The 21,320-nt window shown below is 70.9% G+C and carries 22 protein-coding genes and 1 pseudogene; 22 read left to right on the top strand and 1 reads right to left on the bottom strand.

Annotation, left to right across the window (positions count from 1 at the left end; translation table 11 throughout):
• Window positions 1–128: 128 nt before the first annotated feature.
• The 17 genes and pseudogenes from AB0411_RS19960 (at window position 129) to AB0411_RS19880 (ending at window position 13,798) form a co-directional block, all read left to right on the top strand.
• Window positions 129–719, top strand: coding sequence for a hypothetical protein (locus AB0411_RS19960; RefSeq protein WP_366418610.1), 591 nt, complete (start codon window positions 129–131; stop codon window positions 717–719).
• 156 nt (window positions 720–875) lie between these two features.
• Window positions 876–1,316, top strand: a complete 441-nt coding sequence (gene rpsP / locus AB0411_RS19955; RefSeq protein WP_366418609.1) for a 30S ribosomal protein S16 — start codon at window positions 876–878, stop codon at window positions 1,314–1,316.
• A 2-nt stretch (window positions 1,317–1,318) separates the two neighbouring features.
• A complete protein-coding gene (locus AB0411_RS19950) occupies window positions 1,319–1,558 on the top strand; it encodes an RNA-binding protein (protein WP_003980229.1) in 240 nt (79 codons plus the stop codon).
• 171 nt (window positions 1,559–1,729) lie between these two features.
• Window positions 1,730–2,275, top strand: coding sequence for a ribosome maturation factor RimM (rimM, locus tag AB0411_RS19945; protein WP_366418608.1), 546 nt, complete (start codon window positions 1,730–1,732; stop codon window positions 2,273–2,275).
• Window positions 2,275–3,084, top strand: coding sequence for a tRNA (guanosine(37)-N1)-methyltransferase TrmD (gene trmD, locus AB0411_RS19940; protein ID WP_366418607.1), 810 nt, complete (start codon window positions 2,275–2,277; stop codon window positions 3,082–3,084). The genes rimM and trmD overlap by 1 nt, the downstream gene beginning before the upstream one ends.
• Window positions 3,085–3,217: 133 nt before the next feature.
• Window positions 3,218–3,565, top strand: a complete 348-nt coding sequence (gene rplS / locus AB0411_RS19935; protein ID WP_086721202.1) for a 50S ribosomal protein L19 — start codon at window positions 3,218–3,220, stop codon at window positions 3,563–3,565.
• Window positions 3,566–3,661: 96 nt separating this feature from the next.
• Window positions 3,662–4,426, top strand: a complete 765-nt coding sequence (lepB, locus tag AB0411_RS19930; RefSeq protein WP_366418606.1) for a signal peptidase I — start codon at window positions 3,662–3,664, stop codon at window positions 4,424–4,426.
• Window positions 4,419–5,630 carry a signal peptidase I gene (gene lepB / locus AB0411_RS19925; RefSeq protein WP_366418605.1) on the top strand — a complete coding sequence of 404 codons (1,212 nt, stop codon included), beginning with the start codon at window positions 4,419–4,421 and terminating at the stop codon, window positions 5,628–5,630. The genes lepB (AB0411_RS19930) and lepB (AB0411_RS19925) overlap by 8 nt, the downstream gene beginning before the upstream one ends.
• Window positions 5,572–6,567, top strand: coding sequence for a signal peptidase I (gene lepB / locus AB0411_RS19920; RefSeq protein ID WP_366418726.1), 996 nt, complete (start codon window positions 5,572–5,574; stop codon window positions 6,565–6,567). The genes lepB (AB0411_RS19925) and lepB (AB0411_RS19920) overlap by 59 nt, the downstream gene beginning before the upstream one ends.
• 54 nt (window positions 6,568–6,621) lie before the next feature.
• Window positions 6,622–7,350 carry a signal peptidase I gene (gene lepB, locus AB0411_RS19915; RefSeq protein WP_366418604.1) on the top strand — a complete coding sequence of 243 codons (729 nt, stop codon included), beginning with the start codon at window positions 6,622–6,624 and terminating at the stop codon, window positions 7,348–7,350.
• Window positions 7,343–7,903, top strand: a complete 561-nt coding sequence (locus AB0411_RS19910; RefSeq protein WP_366418603.1) for an NUDIX hydrolase — start codon at window positions 7,343–7,345, stop codon at window positions 7,901–7,903. Before lepB (AB0411_RS19915) ends, AB0411_RS19910 begins: the two co-directional genes overlap by 8 nt.
• 38 nt (window positions 7,904–7,941) lie before the next feature.
• Complete coding sequence (locus AB0411_RS19905) at window positions 7,942–8,250, top strand: DUF2469 domain-containing protein (RefSeq protein WP_005311352.1); 309 nt, start codon at window positions 7,942–7,944, stop codon at window positions 8,248–8,250.
• 347 nt (window positions 8,251–8,597) lie between these two features.
• Window positions 8,598–8,948 (top strand): annotated as a pseudogene (locus AB0411_RS19900) (YraN family protein); the annotation flags it as partial.
• Window positions 8,948–10,615, top strand: coding sequence for a YifB family Mg chelatase-like AAA ATPase (locus tag AB0411_RS19895; RefSeq protein WP_366418602.1), 1,668 nt, complete (start codon window positions 8,948–8,950; stop codon window positions 10,613–10,615). The pseudogene AB0411_RS19900 and the gene AB0411_RS19895, both read left to right, overlap by 1 nt.
• Window positions 10,612–11,934, top strand: a complete 1,323-nt coding sequence (gene dprA, locus AB0411_RS19890; RefSeq protein WP_366418601.1) for a DNA-processing protein DprA — start codon at window positions 10,612–10,614, stop codon at window positions 11,932–11,934. The genes AB0411_RS19895 and dprA overlap by 4 nt, the downstream gene beginning before the upstream one ends.
• A gap of 360 nt (window positions 11,935–12,294) precedes the next feature.
• Complete coding sequence (gene whiG, locus AB0411_RS19885) at window positions 12,295–13,131, top strand: RNA polymerase sigma factor WhiG (RefSeq protein ID WP_088800290.1); 837 nt, start codon at window positions 12,295–12,297, stop codon at window positions 13,129–13,131.
• Between the two features lie 127 nt (window positions 13,132–13,258).
• Window positions 13,259–13,798, top strand: coding sequence for a TetR/AcrR family transcriptional regulator (locus AB0411_RS19880; RefSeq protein WP_366418725.1), 540 nt, complete (start codon window positions 13,259–13,261; stop codon window positions 13,796–13,798).
• Window positions 13,799–14,170: 372 nt separating this feature from the next.
• Here the strand turns inward: AB0411_RS19880 and AB0411_RS38155 are convergent, their stop codons facing one another.
• A complete protein-coding gene (locus tag AB0411_RS38155; protein ID WP_437042740.1) occupies window positions 14,171–15,130 on the bottom strand; it encodes a murein hydrolase activator EnvC family protein in 960 nt (319 codons plus the stop codon).
• 986 nt (window positions 15,131–16,116) lie between these two features.
• Between AB0411_RS38155 and rpsB the strand changes: the two genes are divergently transcribed.
• From rpsB to AB0411_RS19850, 5 genes are all read left to right on the top strand, one after another.
• The gene (rpsB, locus tag AB0411_RS19870) at window positions 16,117–17,028 is read left to right on the top strand and encodes a 30S ribosomal protein S2 (RefSeq protein WP_366418600.1); all 912 of its coding nucleotides are present in this window, start codon (window positions 16,117–16,119) and stop codon (window positions 17,026–17,028) included.
• A 108-nt stretch (window positions 17,029–17,136) separates the two neighbouring features.
• The gene (gene tsf, locus AB0411_RS19865; protein ID WP_366418599.1) at window positions 17,137–17,973 is read left to right on the top strand and encodes a translation elongation factor Ts; all 837 of its coding nucleotides are present in this window, start codon (window positions 17,137–17,139) and stop codon (window positions 17,971–17,973) included.
• 162 nt (window positions 17,974–18,135) lie between these two features.
• Window positions 18,136–18,906 (top strand): UMP kinase, encoded by a 771-nt coding sequence (gene pyrH, locus AB0411_RS19860; RefSeq protein WP_366418598.1) that lies wholly within the window; start codon window positions 18,136–18,138, stop codon window positions 18,904–18,906.
• A gap of 175 nt (window positions 18,907–19,081) precedes the next feature.
• Window positions 19,082–19,639, top strand: coding sequence for a ribosome recycling factor (frr, locus tag AB0411_RS19855; RefSeq protein WP_030087489.1), 558 nt, complete (start codon window positions 19,082–19,084; stop codon window positions 19,637–19,639).
• On the top strand, window positions 19,639–20,808 hold the full coding sequence (locus tag AB0411_RS19850; protein ID WP_366418597.1) for a phosphatidate cytidylyltransferase: 1,170 nt from the start codon (window positions 19,639–19,641) through the stop codon (window positions 20,806–20,808). Before frr ends, AB0411_RS19850 begins: the two co-directional genes overlap by 1 nt.
• Window positions 20,809–21,320 lie beyond the last annotated feature (512 nt).

The following is a 21,320-nucleotide window of genomic DNA, read 5'->3' as shown; positions in this document are numbered from 1 at the left end:
CGCCTTCTGCGCAGATCTGCGCACCACGCCCTGGCCATGACTCATGACCGGAAACTGACTGGTACGTGCAAATTATTTGGGATGGCCCGGAATCGGAACACCGGACGACCCCGGCTCGTTGTCACGACGTGAGCACGACACCGCCTGTCCTCGCCGCCGAACTGGCGCTCGCCTGGGCCGATATTCAACGGCACCACCCCGAGCTGCCGGACCTGGCCGCCCCCGAGTCCCTGATCGGAGAGTCCTCGTCCGCCTGCGGCGCGGAACTCTCCTTCGAACGGCTGCTCCATGAGGCAGTCCACGGCATCGCCGCCGCCCGCGGCGTCCGCGACACCTCCCGTGCAGGCCGCTACCACAACCGCCGCTTCCTGGCGATCGCCGAGGAGCTGGGCCTGGACCACGCCGACGAGCCGCACCCCAGCAGCGGATTCTCCCTGGTCACGCTCAACCCCGAGGCCAGGAGGCGCTACCGCTCCACCATCGAACGGCTGGCCAGAGCCCTCAAGGCGCACTCCGCCGCCACCGCCACCGACACCACCCGCAGCTTCCGGGGCCCGGCCGCCCGGCACGGCTCCTCCGGAGGGGGCGTCCGCGTCAAGGCCGTCTGCGACTGCGGGCGCAATGTCCGCGTTGTGCCGTCCGTGCTCGCCCAGGCGCCGATCGTCTGCGGCGGCTGCGGAAAGCCCTTCCGGATCCCCGAGGTGGCCGCGGTCGGCTGACCCACGGGCGTGTGGCACAATGGCTAGCTGTACTCGACAGTCGCACAGGACCCCTCTCTCCTCCGGCTGACGCGTCCATCGGGCACCCCGAGTACCGCAACCCCACGTGGCATCCCGTTGTGCCCCACCACGTCAAGACCAGGAGACACCACTCCCGTGGCAGTCAAGATCAAGCTGAAGCGTCTGGGCAAGATCCGTTCGCCTCACTACCGCATCGTCGTCGCCGACTCCCGTACCCGCCGTGACGGCCGGGCCATCGAGGAGATCGGCCTGTACCACCCGGTGCAGAACCCCTCGCGCATCGAGGTCGACTCCGAGCGTGTCCAGTACTGGCTGGGTGTCGGCGCGCAGCCGACCGAGCCCGTCACGGCCATCCTCAAGGTCACCGGCGACTGGCAGAAGTTCAAGGGCCTGCCGGCCCCGGCGCCGATGAAGGTCGCCGAGCCGAAGGCCGACAAGCGCGCCCTCTTCGAGGCCGCCGCCAAGGCGTCCGGCGACGAGCCGAAGGGTGAGGCCATCACCCCGAAGGCGAAGAAGGCTGACAAGAAGGCGGACGAGGCTGCGGCCGAGTCCACCTCCGAGTCGACCGAGGCCTGAGCATGCTCGAGGAAGCCCTCGAGCACCTCGTCAAGGGCATCGTCGACAACCCCGACGACGTGCAGGTAGCCTCGCGCACCCTGCGTCGCGGGCGCGTGCTCGAGGTCCGGGTCCACCCCGACGACCTCGGCAAGGTGATCGGCCGCAACGGCCGTACCGCCCGCGCTCTGCGGACCGTCGTGGGCGCCATCGGCGGCCGTGGCATCCGCGTCGACCTCGTCGACGTGGACCAGGTCCGCTGACAAGTTGAACACCGGCTCGGGCCGGGGAGGGCCCTCGGGCCGTCCCCGGCCCGAGTTCGTTGGTGACCGTGGACCCGTCCGCGTCACCACCCATCGAGAAACCACGACGGTCCTCGGCCACCTCCGCGAAAGCGGCGGCCGTCCAGCCGTGACAAGGGGAGAGAGAACAGCGTGCAGTTGGTAGTGGCACGGATCGGCCGCGCCCACGGCATCAAGGGCGAACTCACGGTAGAGGTGCGCACCGACGAGCCCGAGCTGCGGCTCGCCCCGGGCGCCGTCCTCGCCACCGAACCGTCCTCCGTCGGACCGCTGACCATCACGGCCGGCCGGGTGCACAGCGGCCGGCTGCTGCTGCGCTTCGAGGGCGTCACGGACCGCACGGCCGCCGAGGGGCTCCGCAACACCCTGCTGATCGCGGAGGTCGACCCCGAGGAGGTCCCCGAGGACCCCGAGGAGTTCTACGACCACCAGCTGATCGACCTCGACGTCGTCACCCGCGACGGCACCGAGGTCGGCCGGATCTCGGAGATCTCCCACCTGCCCTACCAGGACCTGCTGGTCGTCCGGCGGCCCGACGGCAGCGAGGTCCTCATCCCGTTCGTCGCCGAGATCGTCCCGGAGATCGACCTGGAGGAGCAGCGCGCGGTCATCGACCCGCCGACCGGCCTGCTCGACGCGAGCCAGGCCGAGATCGCCGGCAGCCGCGAGGAGAGCTGATGCGGCTCGATGTCGTCACGATCTTCCCGGAGTACCTCGAACCGCTGAACGTCTCCCTCGTCGGCAAGGCCCGGGCCCGCGGACAGCTCGATGTGCGCATCCACGACCTGCGCGCATGGGCCCACGACAAGCACAACACCGTCGACGACACCCCCTACGGCGGCGGCCCCGGCATGGTCATGAAGCCCGAGCCGTGGGGCGAGGCGCTCGACGAGATCCTCGCCTCCGGTGAGGGTGCACCGGTGATCGTCGTCCCCACCCCGAGCGGTGCCCCCTTCACCCAGCAGCTCGCCGTCGAACTCTCCGCCAAGCCCTGGCTGGTGTTCACCCCGGCCCGCTACGAAGGCATCGACCGCCGCGTCATCGAGGAGTACGGCGACCGCGTCGACGTCCGCGAGGTCTCCATCGGCGACTACGTCCTGGCCGGCGGCGAGGCGCCGGTGCTGGTCATGGTCGAGGCGGTGGCCCGGCTGCTGCCCGGCGTCCTCGGCAACGCCGCCTCCCACCAGGACGACTCCTTCGCCCCCGGCGCGATGGCCGACCTCCTGGAGGGGCCCGTCTACACCAAGCCCCCCGAGTGGCGCGGCCGCGGCATCCCCGACGTACTGCTCAGCGGCCACCACGGCAAGATCGCCCGCTGGCGCCGCGACGAGGCCTTCCGCCGCACCGACCGCAACCGCCCCGACCTGATCGAGCGCGCCGACCCCGCCGCCTTCGACAAGCGCGACCGCGCGATACTCGACGCCCTGGGCTGGTCGGAGGGCGCGGACGGCCGATTTGGGCGGACGACCGGGGCCGTGGAAGAATAGGCCGCTGCTGTGTGCGTCCGGCGCGCGCCCCTGCCACAGGGGGAACGACGCCCGCCCGACGGAACGGCATCCGACACATCATTTTCGATATTCCGTTGATGACCTGTGGCATCAGCGAAGAAAGCAGTAGGTCATGCACCTTCTCGACTCCGTCGACGCCTCGTCGCTGCGCAGCGACATCCCGGCCTTCCGCCCGGGCGACACCGTCAACGTCCACGTCCGCGTCATCGAGGGCAACCGCTCCCGTGTGCAGCAGTTCAAGGGCGTTGTCATCCGCCGTCAGGGCGCCGGTGTCCGCGAGACCTTCACCGTCCGCAAGGTCAGCTTCTCCGTCGGCGTCGAGCGCACCTTCCCGGTGCACACCCCGATCGTGGAGAAGATCGAGGTCGTGACCCGCGGTGACGTCCGTCGCGCCAAGCTGTACTTCCTGCGCGAGCTCCGCGGCAAGGCCGCGAAGATCAAGGAGAAGCGCGACAACTGAGCCGGGCCGTCCCGGAGCACGAATTTTTGCGCCGGGGCAACGCAAACCCCCGCTCGCGTACGGTGTCCGGATCCGGCCGGATAGGCTCATGGCCCGATGGACACCGACGCACAGCTCACGGAGCGCGACCTCTCTCCCACCCCCGACCAGGGGCCGGAGCAGGGGTCGCGCTCCGCGCGTTTGCTCGCCCGCGCGGCCGGGCTGCGCCACCGGCCGGCCACCCTCCTCGCACTCTGCCTGGCCTTCGTCCTGCTGCTCAGCGCCTTCGTCGCGCAGCCCTTTCTGATTCCCAGCACTTCCATGGAGAACACCCTCCAGGTCGGGGACCGGGTGCTGGTCAACAAGCTGGCGTACCGTTTCGGCAGTGAGCCGGAGCGGGGCGATGTGGTGGTGTTCGACGGCACGGGGTCCTTCGTTCACAGGGAGCAGGGGGAGAATCCCGTCACCGGGCTGCTGCGCGGAGCCGGCGCGGCGCTGGGCCTGGCCCGGCCCGCCGAGACCGACTACGTCAAGCGCGTGATCGGCACCGGTGGTGACCATGTGACCTGCTGCGACAAACGGGGGCGGATCGAAGTGAACGGTGAGCCCGTGAGTGAGGCGTATCTCCACCCCGGGGACGCGCCGTCCTCGGTGGATTTCGACATCGTGGTGCCCGAGGGCCGGCTGTGGGTCATGGGGGACCACCGCGCCAGATCCAGTGACTCCCGCGACCACCTCGGCGACCCCGGAGGCGGCACGGTCCCGCTGGACAAGGTCATCGGCCGCGCCGACCTGATCACCTGGCCCGCGAGCCGCTGGCGCACCTTCGAGCACCCGCGGTCCTTCGACCGGATACCCGCCCCGGCAGGCCCCCATGGGTAGCCGCGGACGCCCCCGCCATGCGAGCCAGGGCACCGGCAGGCCCGGCAGGGGGGCCGGCCGGCCCCAGCGGGGCCGCGGCGGGCCGGAGCGGGGCACCGACAGCCCGTACGGCGGCGGCGACGCCTACGGGGGCAACGACGCGTACGGGGCCACCGGGGCGTACGGCGGCGGTGACGCCCATGGCGGCCCGCGGGAGACGGGCGGGAGCGCCGGTCCCCGGACGGACGAGCCCGCGACCGGCAGGCGGGCGGGACGGACCGGCACCGGTGGCCGGGCCGAGCGGCGGCGCCTGGCCCGGCGCATCAAACGCCGCAGGCAGCGCTCCTACCTCAAAGAGATCCCCATCCTCGTCGGCGTGGCGCTGGCCATCGCCCTCGTCCTGAAGACCTTCCTCGTCCAGGCCTTCGTCATCCCGTCCGGCTCCATGGAGCAGACGATCAAGATCGGCGACCGGGTGCTGGTCGACAAGCTGACGCCGTGGTTCGGTTCCAAGCCGGCGCGCGGCGACGTGGTCGTCTTCAAGGACCCCGGAGGCTGGCTCAAGGGCGAGCAGAACAAGCCCGCCGACGACGGCGGCGCCTTCCAGCCGGTCAAGGACGCCATGACCTTCATCGGGCTGCTGCCGTCGGCCGATGAACAGGATCTGATCAAGCGGGTCGTGGCGGTCGGCGGCGACACCGTCAAATGCTGCGACGAACAGGGCAAGGTCACGGTCAACGGCACCCCGCTGACCGAACCGTACGTCCACCCCGGCAACCCGCCCTCCACGCTCAAGTTCACCGTGAACGTCCCCATCGGGCGGATCTTCGTGATGGGCGACCACCGGTCCAACTCCGCGGATTCGCGCTTCCACCTGGACGAGCCGTACCGTGGCACGGTCTCGGAGGAAAGTGTCGTGGGCCGCGCCGTGGTGATCGGCTGGCCGTTCAGCCACTGGCGGCGCCTGGAAGAGCCGGACACCTTTACGAGCGTGCGCGACGCGCCGGGCGCCAAGGCGTCGGCGGCAGGTGCGCCGCATAGGCTGTCCACCGACAGTTTGACCGTACTCCCGACCCCTGCGGAACTCCCGCTCGTTATGGGAGTGGTGGGCCTGCACCGGTTGACGGGCGGGCGAGTGCGTGGAGTGAGGAGCAGATGTGGGGGACTTGGCGGTCGGCGCGCGGTCCGGAACCGAAGAGCCCGAAGAGCCGGCAGGTCGCGGTGAGCCCCCGCGGCCGGTGACGAGTTCCGTGCATCCGTCACCGCCCCGGTCAGGGGCGCAGGCACAGACGCAGCGTCCGTCATCGGCGGATTCTTCGGACCCGTCGGGCACCGGGGGCACGTCGGATACGTTGAACACGTCAGCGGGCGAGGAGGCGAGCGGCGGCATGAAGAAAGCCAAGAAGCCGCGTGCCTTCTGGAAGGAGCTGCCGATTCTCATCGGCATCGCCCTGCTCCTCGCGCTGCTGATCAAGACCTTCCTGGTGCAGGCGTTCTCGATCCCGTCCGACTCGATGCAGGACACCCTGCAGCGCGGGGACCGGGTCCTGGTCGACAAGCTGACACCGTGGTTCGGCTCCAAGCCGCAGCGCGGCGAGGTCGTCGTCTTCCACGACCCGGGCGGCTGGCTGAACGAGACGCCGACCCCCGAGCCGAACCCCGTGCAGAAGGTCCTCAGCTTCATCGGCCTGATGCCCTCGGCCGAGGAGAAGGACCTGATCAAGCGGGTCATCGCGGTCGGCGGCGACACCGTCGAGTGCCACGGCACGGGCCCGGTCAAGGTCAACGGCAAGGCCCTCAAGGAGGACTCCTACGTCTACCCCGGTGCCACCCCGTGCGGCGACCGGGCGTTCGGCCCGATCCACGTCCCCAAGGGCCGGATCTGGGTGATGGGCGACCACCGCGACGACTCCCTCGACTCCCGTTACCACCAGAACCTCAAGGGCAACGGCACGGTCTCGGAGAACGAGGTCGTCGGACGGGCGTTCACCATCGCCTGGCCCGTCAACCGCTGGGCGATGCTGCCCGTGCCGGACACCTTCGACCAGCCCGGAATCAACAAGGCCATGGCGGCGACGCCGGCGGCCCTCGGCCTGGCCGGCGCGGTACCGATCGTGATGTGGCGTCGCCGAAGGCTGACCGGAACACGTAACCCCAGGTAAGGTGCCGTCCCGGATCTTCGACGCGGGCTCGGTCCGCGGGGTGGGAGCGCTGGGATGAGCAGCAGTACGGAACGCAGGACCGACGGCCGCGGCCGGACGACGGGCAGTGTGCTGTCCGGTCTGGCCGTGGCCGTCGGCTGCGTGCTGTTCCTGGGCGGCTTCGTATGGGCGGCGCTGATCTACCGCCCCTATACGGTGCCGACCGACTCGATGACGCCGACGATCGCGGTCGGGGCGCGGGTCCTGGCGGAGAAGGTGGACGGCTCCGAGATACGCCGCGGCGACATCGTCGTCTTCAAGGACTCCACCTGGGGCGACCTGCCGATGGTCAAGCGCGTGGTCGGCGTCGGTGGCGACAAGGTCGCCTGCTGCACCAAGCAGGGCCGGCTGACCATCAACGGAACCCCCGTCGAGGAACCGTATCTGCAGGGCAGCGGGCCCGCCTCGCCCATCGGATTCAAGGCCACCGTCCCCACCGGCCAGCTCTTCCTGCTCGGCGACCACCGCAGCGACTCCCTCGACTCCCGCGTCCACCTCACCGACGGCGACCACGGCTCCGTGCCGCGCAGCGCCGTCAACGCCCGGGTCGACGCCCGTGCCTGGCCGCTCGGCAGCGTGGGCGTGATGCAGCGCCCGACGACCTTCTCCGCCCTCCCCGGCGGCACCTCGAAGCCGGGACCGGTGCAGCCCATCGCCCTCGCCGTGGTCGCCGGTGCGGTCCTCATCCTGGTCGGCGCGGCCCATGGGCCCCTCGCCCGGCGCAGGGCGCGCAAGCGTGCCTGAGGAGCCGGGACGGGGCGCCGAGGAGCCGGCCGCGGCCCATGGGGCGCCTGCCGGTGACGCACCGGAGCCGACTCTGGTGCGCCAGGTCTCCCGCATCGTGCTCCTCGACCCCGACGACCGGATCCTGCTGCTCCACGGCTTCGAACCGGACCGCCCGGCCGACCAGTGGTGGTTCACCCCCGGTGGCGGCCTGGAAGGCGCGGAGACCCGTGAGGAGGCGGCCCGCCGCGAGCTCGCCGAGGAGACCGGCATCACCGACGCCGTCCTCGGCCCCGTCCTGTGGAAGCGCCGCTGCGCCTTCCCGTTCGACGGACGGCGCTGGGAGCAGGACGAGTGGTATTACCTGGGCAGGACCGACCGGACTGTCACCGACACCGGTGGGCAGACTGACCTGGAACGACGCAGCGTCTCGGGACTGAGGTGGTGGACTTCGGAGGAACTGTCCGCCTCGCATGAGACGGTGTATCCGACCAGACTCGCCGAGCTGCTGCGCACGCTGCTCGACGAAGGGCCCCCCGATGCGCCAGTGCTCCTGGAGACCGAGCGGGTCTGACGCACAATGGGGGGACGCACGGCTGAAGGGGATCTGCCATGAGCGCCGAGGACCTCGAGAAGTACGAGACCGAGATGGAGCTGAAGCTCTACCGGGAGTACCGCGACGTCGTCGGACTGTTCAAATATGTGATCGAGACCGAGCGGCGCTTCTACCTCACCAATGACTACGAGATGCAGGTGCACTCGGTCCAGGGTGAGGTGTTCTTCGAGGTGTCGATGGCCGACGCCTGGGTCTGGGACATGTACCGACCGGCCCGCTTCGTGAAACAGGTTCGCGTCCTGACATTCAAGGACGTGAACATCGAGGAGCTCAACAAGAGCGATCTGGAGCTTCCGGGGAGCTGAGGCGGCCGGCAGGGCGGAGGGGCGGGTCGCGGGCCGCCCTCCGCCACCCGGACGGGTGAGCGAGTTGTCCACAACCCGCTCGCTGTCCACCAAGATCCAACAGGTCGGGGCGGGAGCGTCACAGTCGGTGCCGGAGGTGGTACCGCATGAACGCCATGCAGGCCGGCCGCAGGGCCGGGGACGACGCACGGACCGCACAACGACCGCGGAGGGCGGCCTCCGGAGCACCACCCACGAAACACCAGCCGCCCGGCGGGCCCACGGAACACCAGCCGTCCGGAGGCGGGAACCGGGCCGCCGAGCCGGCCCTCACCGATCCGCGGGCGGACAAACCGGCAGACTTCCGCCGCCGCGCACTCGGCCGGTACGGCGAAGACCTGGCCACCCGCCGGCTCATCGAGGCCGGAATGCGCATCCTGGACCGCAACTGGCGCTGCCGCGACGGAGAGATCGACATCGTCGCCGCCGACGGAGACGCCCTGGTGGTCTGCGAGGTCAAGACCCGCCGCGCCGGTTGGTACGAACACCCCATGGCGGCCGTCCGCCCCGAGAAGACCGCCCGCCTGCGGCTGCTCGCGGAACGCTGGCTGGAACAGCACGGCGGCCCGCCACCCGGAGGCGTACGGATCGATGTCATCGGCGTCCTGCTGCCGGCCCGCGGCGCCCCGGTCGTCCAGCACGCCCGAGGGGTGGCCTGATGGGATTCGCCCGGACCTGCTCCGTCGCCCTGGTCGGCGTCGAAGGCGTCGTCGTCGAGGTCCAGGCCGACCTGGAACCCGGCGTCGCGGCCTTCACCCTCGTCGGACTCCCCGACAAAAGCCTCATCGAATCCCGCGAGCGGGTGCGGGCCGCGGTCGTGAACTCCGGCGCCGACTGGCCGCAGAAGAAACTCACCGTCGGTCTCAGCCCGGCCTCCGTACCCAAAGGCGGCAGCGGATTCGACCTCGCCGTCGCCTGCGCGGTCCTCGGCGCCGCCGAACGCCTCGACCCCCGCGAACTCACCGACCTGATGATGATCGGCGAACTCGGCCTGGACGGCCGCGTCCGGCCCGTCCGCGGCGTGCTGCCCGCCGTGCTGGCCGCCGCCGACGCCGGATACCGCCAGGTCGTCGTCCCGGAACAGACCGCCGCCGAAGCCTCGCTGGTCCCCGGCGTCTCCGTCCTCGGCATCCGCAGCCTGCGCCAGCTCATCGCCGTCCTCGCCGACGAACCGGTGCCCGACGAGGAAGACCCCCGCGAGGAAGGCCGCCCCGACCCGCTCCTCGCGGGTCTGGTCGTCCCCGGAACCGGCGCCGGCGCGGGCCTGCCGGCCGGTGAACACACCCCCGACCTCGCCGACGTCGCAGGCCAGCACAGCGCCCGCCGCGCCCTGGAGGTCGCTGCCGCCGGACGCCACCACATCTTCTTCAAGGGCCCGCCCGGCGCCGGCAAGACCATGCTCGCCGAACGCCTCCCAGGGCTGCTGCCGCCGCTGTCCTCCAAGGAATCCCTGGAGGTCACCGCTGTCCACTCGGTGGCAGGCACCCTCCCGCCCGGAGCGCCGCTCGTGCACCGGCCGCCCTACTGCGCCCCGCACCACTCCGCGACGATGGCCTCCCTGGTGGGCGGCGGCACCGGACTGCCCCGCCCCGGAGCCGTGTCCCTGGCCCACCACGGCGTGCTCTTCGTGGACGAGGCCGCCGAATGCAGCCCGCGTGTCCTCGACGCGCTGCGCCAGCCACTGGAATCCGGCCATGTCGTCGTCGCCCGCGCGGCGGGCATGATGCGCATGCCCGCCCGCTTCCTCCTCGCCCTCGCCGCCAACCCCTGCCCCTGCGGACGCCACGGCACCACCGGCGGCGGCTGCGAATGCCGCCCGTCCTCCATCCGCCGCTACCGCGCCCGGCTCTCCGGGCCCCTGATGGACCGGGTGGACCTCCGCATCGCCGTGGAACCCGTGGGCCGCTCCGAACTCGCCGCCCTCGGCCGCGGCGCCGAATCCACCGAGACCGTGGCCGCCCGCGTCCACGCCGCCCGCGAGCGCGCCGCGGTCCGCCTCGCCGACACCCCGTGGCAGACCAACAGCGAAGTACCCGGCCATGAACTGCGCACCCGCTGGCACGTCCACCCGGGCGCACTCGCCCCGGCCGAACGCGACCTCGAATGCGGTCTCCTCACCGCCCGCGGCCTCGACCGGGTCCTCCGCGTCGCCTGGACCGCCGCCGACCTCGCCGGCCGCGACCGCCCCACCCTCGACGACGTCAACTGGGCCCTGGAACTCCGCACCGGCGTACGCCGCGGCGCACCGACGGCAGCAGGCGGAGGCGGCAGCACCCGCAAGACCGCCGCGGCCGCCACGTCATCCCACAGCCAGGCACCGCGATGACCAGGACCGATGCCTGGGGCTTCGACATGGAAGAACCGGCCGCCGCCACGGAGGGCCGCCGGGGCCACGGCCCCGCTCCGGCAGCCGAGCGGGGCCGCACCACGCCCCCGCCGACCGGGCCGCACCCCGTCGCGCCGGCGACAACCGATCGGCGCTCCACCCACCGCCCGGAACGTGAACCGCAGCGCACCGCTCGCGCGGCCCTCACCCGCATCCTCGAACCGGGTGATGAAACCGCCGGCCGCTGGCTGCACGAGATGGGCCCGGTGGCGCTCTGGCACACCCTCGCCGACGGCTCGGCGGCCCCGCCCGCGGGCGCGACCCCGGCCAAGATCGCGGGCCTGCGCCTGCGTGCCGCCCGGGCACGCCCCACCGCGGACCTCGACACCATGACCGCGCTCGGCGGCCGGTTCGTCTGCCCCGGTGACGAGGAATGGCCCCGCCAGCTCGACGACCTCGGTGACGCCCGCCCCGTCGGCCTGTGGGTACGCGGCGGCGCCAACCTCAGACTGTGGGCGCTGCGCTCCGTCGCCCTCGTCGGCGCCCGGGCCTGCACCGAATACGGCGCGCACCTCGCCACCACCCTCGGCGCGGGACTCGCCGACCGCGGCTGGACCGTGGTCTCCGGCGCCGCCTACGGCATCGACGGCGCAGCCCATCGCGGCGCACTGGCCGCCGACGGCGCGACCGTCGCCGTCATGGCCTCCGGCGTCGACCACGCCTACCCGCGGGGCCACACCGAGTTGATCGGCCGGATCGCCGAACAGGGCCTGGTGGTCGCCGAGTTACCACCCGGCGACCACCCCACCCGCAGCCGCTTCATCCAGCGCAACCGCGTCATCGCCGCACTCACCAGAGGCACCGTCGTCGTCGAGGCCGAACTCCGCAGCGGCTCCCTCGTCACCGCCCGGCGAGCGCTGGCCCTCGGCCGCTTCACCATGGGCGTCCCGGGCCCGGTCACCAGCAGCCTGTCCGCAGGTGTGCATCAACTCCTGCGCGGCGAGGCCGCGGTGGTCACCGACGCCGACGAGGTCATCGAACTCGTCGGCAGCATCGGCGACCTGGCTCCCGAGCGGCAGGGCCCGACCCGCCTGCGCGACCTCCTGGACCCCGTGGCGACCCGCGTACTGGAGGCGCTCCCCGCGCGCGGCACCGCGGACACCGGCCGACTGGCGGAGGAAGCCGGCACGCCCCGCGATGTCACCCAGAGCAAACTCTTCGAGCTGTTGTCCCTCGGATTCGTGCAAAGGTGCGGTGATCGCTGGGAGTTGGTACGACGCGCCGAGACGACCGGCGCTTCCCGGCGAGGCGGTGCTTGACCTGGGGCGAACGGGTGAAAGGGTGAGGGGAATGACCGCAGAATCCAGGTTTGCCGTGCTTCGGGCACGGGGCCCGATCCGTGGGGAGACGGTGATGAGATGCAGGAGAGGCGCGAGGTCCCGCACGCCGTGTCACCGCCTCCGGCCGCACGGTCCTCCTGGGCTCGTATCCGGCTCCCTGTCCGGGCGTCGCCACGCCGTACGAGGTAACCCTGAGGTGCGGGCAGCGGAACGTATCTGCGCACGCCCGAACCTGCCGTCCTCGCGCACCGCGACGCTTCGGTCACGCTACGCTCACAGGCAATTCAACCCTCATACATCCACCCACCCGCGTCTCGGCAGAACGGCTCAAGGCGACGAATGCCCCAGCACACCTCCGGGTCTGACCGTGCGGCTGTACCACCCGCCGCGCGCGGCAGCGTGCGCCCCGCCCCGCCCACCTCGCTCGACGAGCTGTGGCGCTCCTACAAGGCGTCGGGCGACGGGCGGCTGCGGGAACAGCTGATCCTGCACTACTCGCCGCTGGTCAAGTACGTCGCCGGCCGCGTCAGCGTCGGCCTGCCCCCCAACGTCGAGCAGGCCGACTTCGTCTCCTCCGGAGTGTTCGGACTGATCGACGCCATCGAGAAGTTCGAACCCGAGCGCGCCATCAAGTTCGAGACCTACGCCATCACCCGCATCCGCGGCGCCATGATCGACGAACTGCGCGCACTGGACTGGATCCCGCGCTCCGTACGGCAGAAAGCCCGTGCCGTCGAACGCGCCTACGCCACCCTCGAAGCGCAACTGCGCCGCACCCCGTCCGAGGCGGAGGTCGCCGAGGAGATGGGCATCGCACTGGAGGAACTCCACGGTGTGTTCAGCCAGCTGTCCCTGGCGAACGTGGTGGCGCTGGAAGAACTGCTGCACGTCGGCGGAGAGGGGGGCGAACGGCTGAGCCTGATGGACACCCTCGAGGACACGGCCGCCGAGAACCCCGTCGAGATCGCCGAGGACCGCGAGCTGCGGCGGCTGCTCGCGCGCGCCATCAACACCCTCCCCGAACGCGAGAAGACCGTGGTCACGCTCTACTACTACGAAGGGCTCACGCTCGCCGAGATCGGCAACGTCCTCGGCGTCACGGAGAGCCGGGTCAGCCAGATCCACACCAAGTCCGTGCTCCAGCTCAGAGCGAAGCTCGCCGACGTCGGACGCTGAGTCACCTTCCGGACGCCGGGGCTGCTCGCGCGCCGTGTTGCCATGCGGAGTGCCACGAAGGGCACGCCATCCGTAGAGTGGTGATGTGCCCAGGATTCGAGCGGCCTCTGTGGCCGAGCACCGGACGATGCAGCGCGGCGCCCTCTTGGACGCCGCCCGCACCCTGCTGTCCGAAGGCGGAACGGAAGCGCTGACCTTCCCCGCCCTCGCCGAGCGCACGGGCCTCGCGCGCTCCTCCGTATACGAGTACTTCCGCTCGCGCGCCGCTGTCGTCGAAGAGCTGTGCGCCGTCGACTTCCCGGTCTGGGCGGCCGAGGTGGAAGCGGCGATGGAGCGCGTCGACACTCCCGAGGGGAAGATCGAGGCGTATGTGCGACGGCAGCTCGCCCTCGTCGGCGACCGGCGCCACCGCGCCGTCGTCGCCATCTCGGCCGGCGAGCTGGACGCCGGCGCACGCGAGAAGATCCGCGCGGCGCACGGTGGGCTGATCGCCATGATCGTCGAGGCGCTCGCCGACCTCGGCCACGCACAGCCCCGACTCGCGGCCATGCTCCTCCAGGGAGTCGTCGACGCCGCGGTCCGCCGCATCGAACTCGGTGCCGCAGAGGACCCGGACGAGATCACGGAGGCGGCGGTGGCGATGGCGCTGCGGGGGGTTCGCGGCTGATTTGGGGGCCTTCTCCCTCCCCCCCCGGGCCCCCGGCCCACCCACCCACCTCCACCACCTCCACGCTCGTTCGCCCCGCAGCCCGCAGCCCGCAGCCCGCAGCCCGCAGCCCGCAGCCCGCAGCCCGCAGCCCGCAGCCCGCAGCCCGCAGCCCGCAGCCCGTGCTGGCCGTTGGCCGGCGCGCCTTGTCACGTAGGGACTGCCTGTGTGGCTTGCTCCGCCTCCGCAGGGCTGTCTCCGCGGCGCAGGTAGATAGCGGTGCGGAGCGACATCGCCCGTGCTCTGCCCCGGCGTTTCCGCCCTGGCGACCCGGGCTACCTCGTGATCACGCACCGCGCCGCCCAAGGCCGGGCCGCTCTCCCGCTCTGTGCGCTACACCTCCCCTTCGGTCTCCGTCGGTCGTGCCCTACGGAGACGACCGAGTGCCCAGATCGCCGCTGCCGCGAGTCCGCCTGCTGTCATGAGGGCGGCTGCTGTTGGCGCTGAGCTTCCCTTCTGACCTGCTGGTTTCGTCCGTACTGCTGTATGTCGTGGTTCTGCCGGCCTCGGTTGCTGGGGAACCGTGACGGCGCTCGCCGGTACGGGAATCCCGAAGATCGGCAGTAGTCGTGACGGGCCGCTGCGGAGCATGCTGCGGGGGAGCAGGGACAGGGGATCCAGGTAGCTCTTGCCGCGGCGCAACCCCCAGTGGAGGCATGGCGCTCGGCAGTGGAACGGGCCATGCTGCAGGACGGCGACCTGCTGACCAGCGATGACGCGCTGGCCCTTGTGGACCGAAGGGCGCACGGGCTCGTACGTGGTGTGTAAGGGGGGACGGCCCGAGCCGGACACCTCGATCGTCAGGACGCCACGGCCCGCGACGGTCCCCGCGAACGCAACCCGGCCGGGCGTCGCTGCTCGCACCGTTGCACCGGTGGACGCAGCGAGGTCCACACCTCGATGCCCGGCCGCCCAAGGGGACGGGGGCGGCTCCCAGCCGCGTATCACCGTGGGGCCTGTGCCCGCGGGTCCCCCCACCGGCCATGACCGGTCCGAGCCTGGTGGGTGGTTGTCCGGTGCCGCCGCTTCCTGGCGCCCCGGAACTCTTGGAGCTGCCGGATCCCCGGAGCGGGCTGCAGGCCTCGGGTGGGCTGCGTCCCTGGGGCGGGCCGTGATCCTCGGGCGTCCTGCGTCGCTGTGCCGGGTTGTGGTCCGGGGGCGTGCCGTGTCTCCGGGGCGCCCCGCCGCCTCGCCGCTTGTCACTCCCGTCACCGCTGCCCGTCTCCGCACCCCGCCTGCTGCATGAGCCGCCACCTCGGCGTGTGCCGCACCCGCCGCAGGCTGAGCCGGCATCCGTTCCGCCGCGGGTTCCGCCCTCGCACTCGCTGCCATGTACGGATCGGCGGCGATCGCGTGTCCGGGGGACAGAACGGTGAGCACCGCGGCCATGGCGGGGGCCAGCACTGCGGTCACAGCGCGGGCCGGGAAGAAGCAGCTCGGCCCGTGTCCGGTCGGTGCTCCGGGCGGGGCCGTCGGTAAGGGAGCCGGCGGCCGGAAACATGGTGGGGGAAGGACCGCCGGCGGGACGACCGGCGTGGGGAGAGGCGAAGAAGAGGGGCAGGGCGGGGGAGAGGAACAGGGAGAGGGCGAGGAGGGCGGAGGCGGAGACGGGGAGGGGCGCGGGCAGGGAACAAGCGGGGCCGCGGGCGGGCCGGAGGCCGAGCCGGAGCGCCGTCCCAGGGGTCGCTGGGTGGGGGTCTCCCGAGTGCCGTGCGAGGGGGGCTGCTCCCGGGTGTCGCACGATGACGCCTGCCGGGCATCGCCCGATGCGCCCTGTCCGGTGTCGTGCGAAAGGTTCTGTCCCGGGCCCTGTCCGGTCCCCTGCGGCGGGTTCTGCCGCAGGACCCATCCGGTCTCCTGCGGCCGGTTCTGCCGCAGGACCCGTCCCGTCGCGTGCGCTGGGTTCCGTAGCGGATTCTGTCGCGTGTTTCGTCGCATGTCCCGACCGTGGCGCAGTCCGGCGTGCGGTGGGGATCTTGGTCTGGAGCTGTGGATCGGCGGGGGGTTGTGGACAACGGTGTCACCCGTGTGGGGCTCGAAATGGTGTGTGTCGCCCGGTGCGTCGGCCGTCCCGTACACTTCTGATGGCGATCCGGGTCACCGGGTCGACTTCGCACGCCCCGCCGTCAGTGCACCAGTCCCTTTTCGGGCAGCACGACGGCCGCGCCCCTCGGTCCTTGGACGGCTCCGCAAGGTGTCTTCCCCGGCAGGCGCGTCGGGGCGTCAGGCACCGCGGCCGACCGGCCGCAGTGGAACCGAGAAAAACAAGGAGTACGGCCATGGCCGTCGTCACGATGCGGGAGCTGCTGGAGAGCGGCGTCCACTTCGGGCACCAGACCCGCCGCTGGAACCCGAAGATGAAGCGCTTCATCTTCACCGAGCGCAACGGCATCTACATCATCGACCTGCTCCAGTCGCTGTCGTACATCGACCGCGCCTACGAGTTCGTCAAGGAGACCGTCGCCCACGGCGGCTCGGTCATGTTCGTCGGCACGAAGAAGCAGGCCCAGGAGGCCATTGCCGAGCAGGCGACCCGCGTGGGCATGCCCTACGTGAACCAGCGCTGGCTCGGCGGCATGCTGACCAACTTCTCGACCGTCTACAAGCGCCTGCAGCGCCTGAAGGAGCTCGAGCAGATCGACTTCGAGGATGTGGCCGCCTCCGGCCTCACCAAGAAGGAGCTCCTGGTTCTCTCCCGCGAGAAGGCCAAGCTGGAGAAGACCCTGGGCGGTATCCGCGAGATGCAGAAGGTGCCCAGCGCCGTCTGGATCGTGGACACCAAGAAGGAGCACATTGCCGTCGGTGAGGCGCGCAAGCTCAACATCCCGGTCGTCGCGATCCTCGACACCAACTGCGACCCGGACGAGGTCGACTACAAGATCCCGGGCAACGACGACGCGATCCGCTCCGTCACCCTGCTCACCCGCGTGATCGCCGACGCCGTCGCCGAGGGCCTCATCGCCCGCTCCGGTGCCGCCACCGGCGACCAGAAGCCCGGCGACAAGGCTGCCGCCGAGCCGCTGGCCGAGTGGGAGCGCGACCTGCTCGAGGGCGAGAAGAAGGCTGACGACGAGGCCCCCAAGGCCGAGGACAAGCCCGCCGAGGCCCCCGCCGCCGAGGCCCCCGCCGCTGAGGCTCCGGCCGCCGAGGCCCCCGCGGCCGAGGCCGAGAAGCCGGCCGAGCAGGCCTGACCCGCAGCATCCGGTTGACGACGGCGGGGGAGGGCGCCACAAGCGCCGCCCCCGCCGTCCACCCGTAGATCTTTCGACTTCGAGATTTCGAGAAGAGATTCACAGACCATGGCGAACTACACCGCCGCTGACGTCAAGAAGCTCCGCGAGCTCACCGGCGCCGGCATGATGGACTGCAAGAAGGCCCTGGACGAGGCCGAGGGCAACGTCGACAAGGCCGTCGAGGCGCTGCGCATCAAGGGGCAGAAGGGCGTCGCCAAGCGCGAGGGCCGTTCCGCCGAGAACGGCGCGGTGGTCTCCCTCGTCGCCGACGACAACACCTCCGGTGTCATCGTCGAGCTGAAGTGCGAGACGGACTTCGTCGCCAAGGGCGAGAAGTTCCAGGCCGTCGCCAACGAGATCGCCGCGCACGTCGCGAAGACCTCCCCGGCCGACATCGAGGCCCTGCTCGCCTCCGAGATCGAGGCCGGCAAGACCGTCCAGGCGTTCGTCGACGAGGCCAACGCCACGCTGGGCGAGAAGATCGTCCTGGACCGCTTCGCGCAGTTCTCCGACGGCTACGTGTCGGTGTACATGCACCGCACCATGCCCGACCTGCCCCCGCAGATCGGTGTCCTCGTCGAGCTCGACAAGGAGAACGCCGAGGTCGCCAAGGGCATCGCGCAGCACATCGCCGCGTTCGCCCCGAAGTACCTCGCCAAGGACGACGTCCCGGCCGAGGTCGTCGAGGCCGAGCGCCGTGTCGCCGAGGAGACCACCCGCGCGGAGGGCAAGCCCGAGGCCGCTCTTCCGAAGATCGTCGAGGGTCGCGTCAACGGCTTCTTCAAGGACGCGACGCTGCTCGGTCAGCCGTACGCGCTCGACAACAAGAAGTCCGTCGAGAAGGTCCTCCAGGAGGCCGGTGTCACCCTGAAGCGCTTCTCGCGCATCAAGGTCGGCATCTGAGCCTGTCGCGAAGGCAGCGAATGACCTACGACCCCGCTAGGGTCGTACGCAGTCGGCCGCTCAACGGCCGGCCGCAGATGTGACGAGGAGGCCATTGCCGCACAGGGATCTGAACCAGACCCACGGCAATGGCCTTCTTCGTATGTGCACGAGGAGAGCTCAATGATTCACGGTGCCGACGGCGCGCACACAGACCATGCCGGTCACGGCGGCAGGCGACGCTTCCTGCTGAAGCTGTCGGGCGAAGCGTTCGCCGGCGGCGGGGGACTGGGCGTCGATCCCGACGTCGTGCACGCGATGGCCCGCGAGATCGCCGCCGTGGTGCGCGACGGCTATGAGATCGCCATTGTGATCGGCGGCGGGAACTTCTTCCGCGGGGCCGAACTCCAGCAGCGCGGCATGGACCGGGCCCGCTCCGACTACATGGGCATGCTGGGCACGGTCATGAACTGCCTGGCCCTCCAGGACTTCCTGGAGAAGGAGGGCATCGACTCCCGCGTCCAGACGGCCATCACCATGGGACAGGTTGCGGAGCCGTACATTCCGCTGCGTGCGGTGCGCCATCTGGAGAAGGGCCGGGTCGTGATCTTCGGCGCCGGCATGGGCATGCCGTACTTCTCCACCGACACCACCGCCGCCCAGCGCGCCCTGGAGATCGACGCCGAGGCCATGCTGATGGGCAAGAACGGGGTGGACGGCGTCTACGACTCCGACCCCAAGAAGAACCCGGACGCGGTGAAGTTCGACGCCCTCGAATACGGCGAGGTCATCACCCGGGATCTGAAGATCGCCGACGCCACCGCCATCACGCTGTGCCGGGACAACAAGCTCCCGATCCTCGTCTTCGAGCTGCTCGCCGAGGGCAACATCGCGCGCGCGGTGAAGGGTGAGAAGATCGGCACGCTCGTCAGCGATCAGGGCACCCGGGCCTGACGGCCCCAACTGCCGCGATTCCGTACGGGCATCGGCCTGTACGGGCGGCAGCTCCCGCATCGGGGGAGACCCTGGTACGGGGATGGACAACCGCCTGCCGGTCGGACACCGTGCAGGAGAAGACGCGCGGCAGGGGCGAGGCTCTGCTTCTTACCGAAAAGACCAGGAGCAAGTGGTGATCGAAGAGATCCTCCTCGAGGCCGAGGAGAAGATGGAGAAGGCCGTCGTGGTCGCCAAGGAGGACTTCGCCGCGATTCGCACCGGGCGTGCGCACCCGGCGATGTTCAACAAGATCGTGGCGGACTACTACGGTGCGATGACGCCGATCAACCAGCTGGCGTCGTTCTCGGTGCCCGAACCGCGGATGGCCGTGGTGACCCCGTTCGACAAGAGCGCGCTGCGCAACATCGAGCAGGCCATCCGCGACTCCGACCTCGGCGTCAACCCGAGCAACGACGGCAATATCATCCGGGTGACCTTCCCCGAGCTGACCGAGGAACGCCGCAAGGAGTTCATCAAGGTCGCCAAGAACAAGGGCGAGGACGCGAAGATCTCCATCCGCAGCGTCCGGCGCAAGGCCAAGGAGACCCTCGACAAGCTGGTCAAGGACAAGGAGACCGGCGAGGACGAGGTGCGCCGCGCCGAGAAGGAGCTCGACGACACCACCGCGAAGTACGTCGCGCAGGTGGACGAGCTCCTCAAGCACAAGGAATCCGAGCTCCTCGAGGTCTGATGAACGAGTCTTCCTGGGGGGCCGCCCCACCCGGCGCCGGTCAATGGGGGCCGCCCGGCCACGCACCGGCCCCCTCGCTCCGCGGGGCGGCGCCCCCCGCCCCGGCGGGTCCCGTGCACGACTGGGGCGACGCGGCGCAGACTCGGCCCATGCCCTTCGTCCCCGGGCCGGGCGGACACCAGGACGACGACCGGGATCATCGGGACATCCGGGATAGCCGGGACCACCTGGACGACCGGGGGGCTGCTCGACTGAGCGGCCCCCTGTTCCGCGACGAAAAGCCGCAGGAGCCCATGCCCACCTCTCTTTCCGGGTCCGACAGCTCGCCGGACTCAGAGAAGCCGAAGAAGAAGAGCGCGGGCCGCAACCTGCGCGCCGCGATAGGGGTCGGTATCGGCCTCGGCGTGATCATCGTTGCGTCGCTCTTCGTCTACAAGCCCGTGTTCATCGGCGTGATAGCGATCGCCGTCGTCGTGGGCCTGTGGGAGCTGACCTCGCGGCTGGCGGAGCGCAAGGACATCAAGGTGCCGCTGGTGCCGCTCGCGGTCGGCGGCACCGCCATGGTGGCCGCCGGATACGTCCGCGGCGCCGAGGGTGCCTGGGTGGCGATGGCGCTCACCGCGCTCGCCGTCCTCGTCTGGCGGATGACCGAGGCGCCCGAGAACTATCTGCGGGATGTCACCGCCGGTGTCTTCGCGGCGTTCTACGTGCCCTTCCTCGCGACGTTCGTGGCGCTGATGCTCGCCGCCGAGCCCGACGGGCCGGAGCGGGTGCTGACCTTCCTGCTGCTCACGGTCGTCAGCGACACCGGTGCGTACGCGGTCGGCTGGCGGTTCGGCAAGCACAAGCTCGCCCCGCGCATCAGCCCCGGCAAGACCCGTGAGGGACTCATCGGCGCGGTGCTCTTCGCGATGGTGGCCGGCGCGCTGTGCATGGAGTTCCTGATCGCGCACGGTGCCTGGTGGCAGGGCCTGCTGCTCGGCCTCGCGGTCGCGGCCAGCGCCACCCTCGGCGACCTCGGCGAATCCATGATCAAGCGCGATCTCGGCATCAAGGACATGGGCACCCTGCTCCCCGGTCACGGCGGCATCATGGACCGCCTCGACTCCCTGCTGCCGACCGCCCCGGTCGTCTGGTTGCTGTTTGTGATCTTCGTGGGAGCCGGCTGATCACGGGGCTTTCGCGGGTAGGAGCGGAGGAGCGGGGTCCGTCCAGCTGATCGCTTATCCGCGCGGATGACGGGTCTTTCCGCGGGTGACGGGATCTCCCGACGCGCAGAGAGGGGTCTGCCACATCATGTGGCAGGCCCCTCTTCGTGCGTCTGTGGCCACGGGTACGGCCATGCCCGCCCCCCCCGGAGCAAGATCTCCGAAGGCGACCGAGGAGCCCCCTGTCAGCGGGATCGCCGCCGGCAGGGGGATTTCCCAGCCGCCGTACCCGGGCCCGCGCGGTCCGGCGCAGGCCCAGGAGGCAGCAGCTCCCTCATCCTTTGGTCTCGACGTCGTCCGTTCGCTCACATGCCGCCGCCGGGAGGAGCGGTAGTGGCCGGCGGTGCCGTGGTGCTGGGCGGAGCGGTGGTGCTGGGCGGTGCCGTGGTGCTGGGCGGAGCGGTGGTGCTGGGCGGTGCCGTGGTGCTGGGCGGAGCGGTGGTGCTGGGCGGTGCCGTGGTGCTGGGCGGTGC

This window comes from Streptomyces angustmyceticus (assembly GCF_040701845.1).
In the GTDB taxonomy this organism is placed as follows: Bacteria; Actinomycetota; Actinomycetes; order Streptomycetales; family Streptomycetaceae; genus Streptomyces; species Streptomyces angustmyceticus_A.
This window is presented reverse-complemented; position numbering and strand designations above follow the sequence as displayed.